This is a genomic window from Amycolatopsis magusensis (assembly GCF_017875555.1).
GTDB classification, from domain to species: domain Bacteria; phylum Actinomycetota; class Actinomycetes; order Mycobacteriales; family Pseudonocardiaceae; genus Amycolatopsis; species Amycolatopsis magusensis.
The window spans coordinates 9,437,149-9,443,615 of record NZ_JAGGMS010000001.1 but is presented as its reverse complement, the minus strand read 5'-3'; the positions used below and the strand labels follow the sequence as shown (position 1 = coordinate 9,443,615).

The 6,467-nt window shown below is 70.5% G+C and carries 5 protein-coding genes; all 5 read left to right on the top strand.

All coding sequences use genetic code 11. The features are described from left to right. Window positions 1-108 precede the first annotated feature (108 nt). The gene (locus JOM49_RS42710) at window positions 109-960 is read left to right on the top strand and encodes a GNAT family N-acetyltransferase (protein WP_209670605.1); all 852 of its coding nucleotides are present in this window, start codon (window positions 109-111) and stop codon (window positions 958-960) included. A gap of 26 nt (window positions 961-986) precedes the next feature. Then, entirely contained in the window at window positions 987-1,742 is a 756-nt protein-coding gene (locus JOM49_RS42705) for a type 1 glutamine amidotransferase (RefSeq protein ID WP_209670603.1), read from the top strand. A gap of 95 nt (window positions 1,743-1,837) precedes the next feature. Beyond that, window positions 1,838-2,968 carry an inorganic phosphate transporter gene (locus JOM49_RS42700; RefSeq protein WP_209670601.1) on the top strand — a complete coding sequence of 377 codons (1,131 nt, stop codon included), beginning with the start codon at window positions 1,838-1,840 and terminating at the stop codon, window positions 2,966-2,968. Between the two features lie 37 nt (window positions 2,969-3,005). Next, window positions 3,006-5,966, top strand: a complete 2,961-nt coding sequence (locus JOM49_RS42695; protein ID WP_209670599.1) for a bifunctional [glutamine synthetase] adenylyltransferase/[glutamine synthetase]-adenylyl-L-tyrosine phosphorylase — start codon at window positions 3,006-3,008, stop codon at window positions 5,964-5,966. A 23-nt stretch (window positions 5,967-5,989) separates the two neighbouring features. Further along, on the top strand, window positions 5,990-6,421 hold the full coding sequence (locus JOM49_RS42690) for an acyl-CoA thioesterase (protein ID WP_209670597.1): 432 nt from the start codon (window positions 5,990-5,992) through the stop codon (window positions 6,419-6,421). Window positions 6,422-6,467: the final 46 nt, after the last annotated feature.

Genomic DNA, 6,467 nt, shown 5'->3' with positions numbered 1-6,467 from the left:
AGAGAAGGAGCGGGGCCCGAGTCAGCAATGACTCGGGCCCCGCTTTTTTGTGTCCGTGTGGCGGTATTTCGCTGGCACCGGTCCGGCCCCCGCTGTCACAGTGGCGAGGTGGAAGCCCGAGTACACGCCAGTTTCGAGACGTTCGCCGAGCCGGCCGCCGAGGTCTTCGGCGCTGATCCGGTACGGCACACCGGTGCGTTGTCCGCCGTGGCGAGCGCGCGCAGCCGCCGCCAGGCCGAGGCGATGGTGTCCGTCCACGACGGCGACCGGCTGCACGGCGCGTTCATCGGCGACCGCGGCTGGCCTGCCATGGTCAGTGGTCTGCCCGTCGACGCGGCACAGCTCGTCGCCGACGCGCTCGTCGACGCAGGCGCCAAGCTTCCCGGCGCGTCCGGCCCGGAGCCCCAAGTGGAGGCGTTCGGTCAGGCGTGGACCGGGAACATCGGCGTCACGCCCGAGTACGGCTTCCGCCAGCGGGTCTACGAACTCGGCACGCTCGTCGACCCGACGGGCGTCCGCGGTGAGTTCCGCCAGGCGGATGCCGACGACACCGAGGTCCTCCTGCGCTGGCGGGCCGAGTTCTTGGCCGAAGCCGTCACCTACGTCCCACCGGAGCAGAACCCCGCGCAAGCGCTTGCCCACCAGCTGACCGGCGGCAGTGTCTTCGGGTTGTGGTGCGTGGACGGCGAGCCCGTCTCGATGGCGTTCGCCCGGGTGCCGGAGGCGGGCATGACCAGGATCGGCTTCGTCTACACCCCGCCGGACCAGCGCGGTCACGGCTACGCGGCCGGCGTCACGGCCGGGATCTCGCGACGGGCACAGCAGGCGGGCATCAAGCACGTCGCCCTGTTCGCCGACGACGCGAACCCCGTCAGCAACCGCATCTACCAGCGGCTCGGCTTCGAGTACGTGCTCAGCTACCTCGAGGTGAAGTTCACCGGGGAACCGCTGCGGCACTGACCGGGCGCTGGCCTACCTTGGTAGGCATGGAACCGACGCGTTTGCTGGTCATTCAGCCCGACGAGTCAGACCCCGCCGGCCCCCTCGGCGACTGGCTCACCGGCGCGGGCGCCGAACTGGACATCCGGCTGCCGCCGCGTGATTCGCTGCCGGACAACCTGGACGGTTACCAGGGTTTGGTCGTGCTCGGTGGTGGCATGGACGCCGAGGACGATCGGAACCACCCGTGGCTCGCCGAGGTGCGCCGGCTGCTCGCGGCCGCGACCGGTACCCGCCTGCCGACGCTCGCCATCTGCCTCGGCGCCCAGCTGCTCACGGTGGCCACGGGCGGCACGGTCGGCCGCGCCGAGCGCGGGCCGGAGGTCGGGGCCCGGCTGGTGTCCAAGAAGGACGTCGCCTGGACCGACCCGCTGTTCGCCGACCTGCCGCTGATGCAGGACGTCATGCAGTTCCACCAGGACGACATCCGCCGGCTGCCGCCCGGCGCGGAACTCCTCGCTTCGGCGCCGTGGCACGAGAACCAGGCATTTCGGTTGAACCAGTGCATTTACGGCGTCCAGTTCCACATCGAGACCACGCCCGAGGTGGTGCTCGACTGGGCGCGCGCCGAACCGGACCTCGCGGCGCTGGCCCGAGAGGGTGCTTTCGACACCGAGGCACTCACCCGGGTGCACGCCGACATCGCCGAAACGTGGCGGCCCTTCGCGGAGCGGTTCGTCCGTCTGGCCCAAGGCCGGTTGACACCGGCGGCAGCCCCGACCCGGACATTGCCCCTGGTATAAGACAGGCTTGCGGCCAGGTGTCCGGCGGCTTAACGGCAAAAGTCCAACGTCAGGTACGTTGCGCAGGTAAGCCGTAACCGTGGTCGGAGGTCGGGGTGGACCCCTCGCTGCTCATCATCGTCGTGGTCATCACGGCGTTGGTCTTCGATTTCACCAACGGGTTCCACGACACAGCGAACGCCATGGCGACCACCATCGCCACCGGCGCGCTCCGGCCCAAAACCGCCGTAGCGCTGTCCGCCGTGCTGAACCTCGCCGGTGCTTTCCTTTCCGTCGAAGTCGCGAAGACGATTTCGAGTGGACTGGTGGACGAGACCAGAATCGGGCCGGAGATCATCTTCGGCGGGTTGATCGGAGCCATCGTCTGGAATCTGGTGACCTGGTTCGCCGGGTTGCCGTCGAGTTCGTCGCACGCGCTCTTCGGCGGGCTGATCGGCGCGACCTGGGTGTCCGTCGGCACCGACGGAGTCCGATTCGGACGGATACTTGAGAGGGTCGTGCTGCCCGCCGTGGCCTCGCCGGTGATCGCGGGCCTCATCGCGGCCCTCGCGACCTGGCTCGTGTACCGGTGGCTGCGGGGACGCAGCGGTGGTTCCGGATTCCGCATCGGACAGATCTTTTCGGCCTCCGCGGTGTCACTCGCCCACGGCACGAACGACGCCCAGAAGACAATGGGCATCATCACGCTGACCCTGGTCAGCGCGGGCAGCCTGGCCCCGGGATCGGCCCCGCCGACCTGGGTGATCGTCAGCGCGGCACTGGCGCTCGCGCTCGGCACCTACCTCGGTGGCTGGCGGATCACCTACACCCTGGGCAAGGGCCTGACCGACATCGAGCCGCCGCAGGGCTTCGCCGCGCAGACCAGTTCGGCCGCGGTCATCCTGACCTCGTCGCACTTCGGCTTCCCGCTGTCGACCACGCACGTCTGCTCCGGCGGCGTGCTGGGCTCCGGTGTCGGACGGCGTGGTGCGCCCGTCCGCTGGCGGCTCGCGGGCCGGATGGTCCTCGCCTGGATGCTCACCCTGCCGGCCGCCGGGATCGTGGGCGCGATCGCGGGCAAGATCGCCTCGCTCGGCACCGCGGGCACCATCAGCGTCGGTGTCGCCGGGGTGCTGATCGGCCTCGGCATCTACCTGCTGTCCCGGCGCAAGCCGATCACCGCCCACAGCTTCCACGTCCCGGAGCCCACGCCCGCCGACCTCACCCCGGACCGCCTCCCCGCTTGACCGGCGAGCGACGCCGGAGGCGCTACGGTTGGGGGCGATGGCAGACCGATCCCGATCGAAAGCGTCCGTCGCGCGGTTCGGCTTCACCGACGACCGCGCCGAGGAGCAGTTGAGTGCTGTCGGCCTGTGGTCCGAAACGGGCCCGGCCGAAGGCGCGGACGACGTGCTCCTCGCCTTGTCGCGCGGACCCGACGCCGACCTCGCCGTGCACGGCCTCGACCGCCTCCGCGAGGCCGACGAGCGTGCGTGGCCGGAGTTGGCCGACGCCCTGCGTGAGAACGCGTTCCTCCGCGGCCGGCTGCTCGCCGTGCTCGGCACCTCGAGCGCGCTGGCCGATTTCCTCGTCGGCTCGCCCGACCAGTGGCAACGGCTCACGAAGCGGAAGCTCACCGCGCAGGAGCAGTACACCGAGGAACTGGTCTCAGCGGTCGAAGGGCTCGACGGCACCGAGGCGGAGCAGGCGCTGCGCGCCGGTTACCGCGGTCTGCTGCTGGAGATCGCCGCGGCCGACCTCGGGCACATCGTCGATCCGGAACTCGGCGCGTCGACCTACACCGAGATCACCCACCGGCTGACCGCGCTCGCCGAAGCCGCGCTCCGCGCCGGGCTGGTCGTCGCGGAGGCCGAGACGAACGGGCCCGAGCGGGCCAAGCTCGCGGTCATCGCGATGGGCAAGTGCGGTGGCCGGGAACTCAACTACGTCAGCGACGTCGACGTGGTCTTCGTCGGTGACGGCGACCTCCAGGTCGGCACCCGCATCGCCAGCAAGATGATGGGCATCGTCGGCAAGGCCTGCTTCGAGGTCGACGCGGCCCTGCGCCCGGAAGGCAAGGCAGGCGCGCTCGTCCGCACCCTCGACGGGCATGACGCCTACTACAAGAAGTGGGCGCGGACCTGGGAGTTCCAGGCGTTGCTCAAGGCTCGGCCGGTCGCCGGGGACGAGGAGCTGGGTGCGCAGTACTGCGAGCTGATCGCGCCGATGGTGTGGGCCGCGGCGGAGCGGGAGAACTTCGTCGGCGACGTGCAGCGCATGCGCCGCCGGGTCGAAGGGCACGTTCCTTCCGAACTGGTCGAGCGCGAACTGAAGCTCGGCCGCGGTGGTCTTCGCGACGTGGAGTTCGCCGTGCAGCTGCTGCAACTCGTCCACGGCCGGGTCGATCCCGACCTGCGCTCGTCGTCCACTTTGGAGGCTCTGGCGGCGCTCGGCGAGAGCGGGTACGTCGGCCGGGCGGACGCGGCCGAGCTGGAGGGGTCGTACGAATTCCTGCGGTCCATCGAGCACCGGCTGCAGCTGCGGCGGTTGCGCCGGACGCACCTGTTCCCCGACACCTCGGAGACCACCGAGCTGCGCTGGCTGGCCCGTGCGAGCGGGATCCGCCCGTCACGCGGTCGCTCGGAAGCCGAGGCGCTGGTCGCGGAGTTCAAGCGGCACGGTCAGCGCATCCGGCGGCTGCACGAGAAGCTGTTCTACCGGCCGCTGCTGGAGTCGGTGGCCAGGGTGCCGACCGGCGCGCTGCGGCTGACCACCAAGGAAGCGTCGAGCAGGCTCAACGCGCTCGGGTACGCCGCGCCGGATGGCGCGCTGCACCACATCAAGGCGCTGACCTCGGGGGTGTCCCGCCGCGCGTCGATCCAGCAGGCGTTGCTGCCCGTGCTGCTCGACCTACTGGCCGACACCCCGGATCCGGACGGCGGCCTGCTCGCGTACCGGAAGGTGTCCGAGGCACTCGCGGAAACGCCCTGGTACCTGCGGGTGCTGCGGGACGAGGGCGCGGTCGTCGAACGGCTGGCTTTCCTGCTCGGCACGTCGAAGCTGGTGCCGGATCTGCTGGTGCGTGCGCCGGAGGTGCTCCAGCTGCTCGGTGCGCCCGATCGGCTCGCGGGGCGTTCGCCGCGTGAGGTCGCGACTTCGTTGCGGGCGGCCGTGCGGCGGCAGCCCGGTTTGAACGCCGCGGTCACCACGGCGCGTTCGCTTCGACGGCACGAGTTGTTGCGCGTGGCCAGCGCCGACCTGCTCGGCCTGATGGACGTGGTCGGCGTCTGCGAAGCCCTGTCCAGCGTGTGGGCGGCGGTCCTGCAGGGCACGCTCGCCGCCGCGATCCGGAAACGGGTCGCCGAGCTGGGCGCGGAGCCCGCCGCGATCGCGGTCATCGGCATGGGCAGGCTCGGCGGTTCCGAGCTGGGTTACGGCTCGGACGCCGATGTGCTGTTCGTGTGCGAGCCGGTCGGCGAAGCATCCGACGCGGACGCGGTGAAGTTCGCGTCGTCGGTCGCCGAGACCGTCCGGAAGGTGCTCGGCGCGCCGAGTTCGGACCCGGCTCTCGAGGTCGACACGAACCTGCGGCCGGAGGGGCGGAACGGACCGCTGGTTCGGACGCTCGAGTCCTACCGGGCGTATTACGCGCGCTGGGCCGAAGTGTGGGAGGCGCAGGCGCTGCTGCGAGCCCGGTTCGTCGCCGGGGACGCCGACCTCGGCGAGCGGTTCATCGCGGCGATCGACCCGGTGCGGTACCCGGCGGACGGCCTGGATTCCGGACGCGCTCGCGAGGTACGTCGGATCAAGGCGCGGGTCGACACCGAACGCATGCCGAAGGGCGCCGACCCGACCACGCACACCAAGCTCGGGCGCGGCGGGCTCGCGGATGTCGAATGGACGGCCCAGCTCGCGCAGCTGCGGTACGCGCACCGGTTCCCCGCACTGCGCACCACGTCGACCGTCGAAGCACTGCGCGCCATGGCGCATGCGGAGCTGGCTTCGGAAGGGGACATCGAATCCCTGGTCGAAGCGTGGATGCTGGCGACTCGGGTGCGGAACGCCGGCATGCTGGTGCGCGGCAAGGCCGTGGACCAGATCCCGGGCTCCGGCCGTGAACTGGCCGCGGTCGCGATGGTCTTCGACTACTCGGCGGACGACGACCCCGGCGAGTTCCTCGACTTCTACCGCCGCACCACCCGCCGGGCCCACGCCGTCGTCGAACGCCTCTTCTACGACGACTGACGGCGCCTGCTTACAGTGTGGTCGTGACCGAGCACGAGAAATTCCACGTCCGGATCAAGGTGCGGCACTACGAGCTGGACACCCTGGGCCACCTCAACCACGCCGTCTACCACTCGTACGGCGAGGTCGCGCGCCTCGAGCGGATGGAACGGGCGGGCCTGCTCAGCTCCGGCATGCGTGAGCTCAAGCTCGCGGCGGTCCTGCTCGAGTCGCACATCGTCTTCCGCCGCGAACTGCGCGCGGGCGACGAGGTCGACGTGACCTGCGACGTCAAGTTCGGCAGCGGCAAGACCTTCCACATGGACTCGAACATCACCAAGGCCGACGGCACGCTCGCCGCCGAGATCACCTGCACGCTGGGCCTGATGGACCTCGAGCGCCGGAAGCTGGTCGACGACCCGCGTGGCCGCCTGGAGCAGGCGGGCATGGACATGGACGTGCTGCTCGGGGCCTGAAACGTGAAACACCGGCGGTGAGAGTGGGTGACACCCTCACCGCCGG

What these genes read in the sequence shown, in the direction of transcription:
- JOM49_RS42705 (WP_209670603.1), top strand. Translation starts at nt 987, where the DNA reads ATGGAACCGACGCGTTTGCTGGTCATTCAGCCCGACGAGTCAGACCCC.
- JOM49_RS42695 (WP_209670599.1), top strand. Translation starts at nt 3,006, where the DNA reads ATGGCAGACCGATCCCGATCGAAAGCGTCCGTCGCGCGGTTCGGCTTC.